The sequence below is a fragment of the Hymenobacter sp. IS2118 genome, from assembly GCF_000715495.1.
Classification (GTDB): Bacteria; Bacteroidota; Bacteroidia; order Cytophagales; family Hymenobacteraceae; genus Hymenobacter.
Window position 1 is genome coordinate 1 of record NZ_JNLX01000041.1, and the last position, 215, is coordinate 215.

The 215-nt window shown below is 75.3% G+C and carries 1 protein-coding gene; it reads left to right on the plus strand.

What is annotated here, in order from left to right; genetic code table 11:
- Positions 1-215 (plus strand): hypothetical protein (locus tag GM79_RS25310; RefSeq protein ID WP_035558599.1); only part of this gene is annotated, 215 nt, incomplete at both ends.

Consider the following 215-nt stretch of genomic DNA (forward strand, 5'->3'; position numbering starts at 1 on the left):
GCCGCCGCCCCGGCCACGGCCAGCTTCGATTCCGGCTACGACGCCTGGAAGCTGTCCAACACGACGGGCCTGAACCTGAGCAGCCGCTCGGCCACGGGCGAGGCGCTGAGCATCGACGGCCGGCCGGCCTTCACGGCCGCCACGCGCATCGCCCTGGCCGTGGGCGTGCCCGCCGCCGGCGCCTACACCCTGAGCGCCGCTGCGCTGACGAACCT